This is a genomic window from Streptomyces sp. NPDC007095 (genome assembly GCF_040634475.1).
In the GTDB taxonomy this organism is placed as follows: domain Bacteria; phylum Actinomycetota; class Actinomycetes; order Streptomycetales; family Streptomycetaceae; genus Streptomyces.
On the sequence record NZ_JBEYFS010000521.1, the window covers coordinates 1 to 1,433 of the forward strand.

General features: G+C 69.9%; 1 protein-coding gene. It reads right to left on the reverse strand.

The window, feature by feature from the left end; genetic code table 11:
- Positions 1-7: 7 nt before the first annotated feature.
- On the reverse strand, positions 8-1,303 hold the full coding sequence (locus ABZ656_RS57910) for an ISAs1 family transposase (RefSeq protein WP_360280815.1): 1,296 nt from the start codon (positions 1,301-1,303) through the stop codon (positions 8-10).
- Positions 1,304-1,433: the final 130 nt, after the last annotated feature.

Consider the following 1,433-nt stretch of genomic DNA (forward strand, 5'->3'; position numbering starts at 1 on the left):
GGTTTGATCATGTGATGCGGTAGAGGGTGAGGACGCGGGGGCGGTCGGTGTGGGCTCGGCGTCCGGCGGCGGTGTTGACGTAGCCGGCGAGCTTGAGCGCGCTGCGGATCAGGTCGCGGAGGGCAGCGAGTACGGCGGGCGCGTTGTGGGTCCCGACTTGGGACTTGTCCTCGTTAAAGGTGACATCCCGGCACCAGTGGACGGTATTTTCCACGGTCCAGTGTCCGCGTGCCCAGGAGGCGATCTCGGCTGCGTTCGCTTCCTCGGCGGGCAGGTCGGTGATGGCGTAGACGGTCTCGCTGGACCATTTTTTCGCCCCGTAGAGACGGCGCCGGCGCTGGATGCGCAGGACCTGGGACGCGTGCGGGAAGAGCAGGCCCTCGACGGTGACGACCTGCACGAGCCGCTGCTCGTGACGGCCGTGGCCCCGGGCGTCGTCGCGGTGGATCACGGGGATCTCCTTCCAGGGCAGGGCGTGGAGTTGACGGGCCTGGCGGCGCTGGTTGTTCTTGATGGTCAGCAGGTAGTGAGCGCCGCGTTCGCGCAGGTAGGTGGCGTGGTCGCGTTGGGCGTGGAGGGCATCGGCGGTCACGACCACCCCCGCGAGATCCGCGTCGTCGATCTGGTCGAGGAGAGGTGCGAACTCGGGGATTTCGTTGGTCTTCGCGCCGATCTCGCGGGAGGCGAGCGTGACACCGTCGCCGTGGCGGACGGCGGACAGGACGAAGACCTGGCTGCCGTCCGGTCGCTTCGCGCCGCGCAGGCATTTGCCGTCCACCGCGATCGCCCGCCGCCGCAGCCGTACCGGCTCGGCGCGGGCGGCCGCCCGGTGGGCCCGGCGCTGTTCGCGCTCGGTTCCGCCGTCGGGCGTCACCGGATCCGGCCGAGGGGGCTGCGTGGACAGCAGGGGGCGGAGGTAGCCGTAGCCGGCCGCGCTGATCTCACCGGGATCGAGCCGCCCCAGGACGCAGCGCAGGGTCTTTTCACTCGGGACTCGGTAGCGGCCCAGCAACGGGTGATAAGGCAGGCCGAAGGCGGCCAGCTCCTGCGGCGTCGCACGCCGGCACCACTCCGCCGCCGCGGTGATCGAGTCGTGGCCGGCGGGTGTCATCGCGCAGACCACCAGGGCCAGCAGCGAGGAGATCCGGTAACGCACCCCGCAAGCCCCTCGTGGGTCGGTGACCGACTCGAACTCCGTGATCAGGCCGCGGACTTGCTCCTGGGCGGCATCCTCGCCGAGGGCTTGAAGGCAGGGCGCCTGAGAAACGGGGACAGCGACAGGAGATGATGGAGGAACGAACACGGCACCCTCGTGGATCTTGCAGCGTAGAGAACTCCATGATCCACAGGTGCCGTGTTCACCCGCTTCCGGGGCCCGTTGCCGCGATCAACCACTCCAAGCCGGGGCGAGCCGGGCACACACCGCGGCCCTG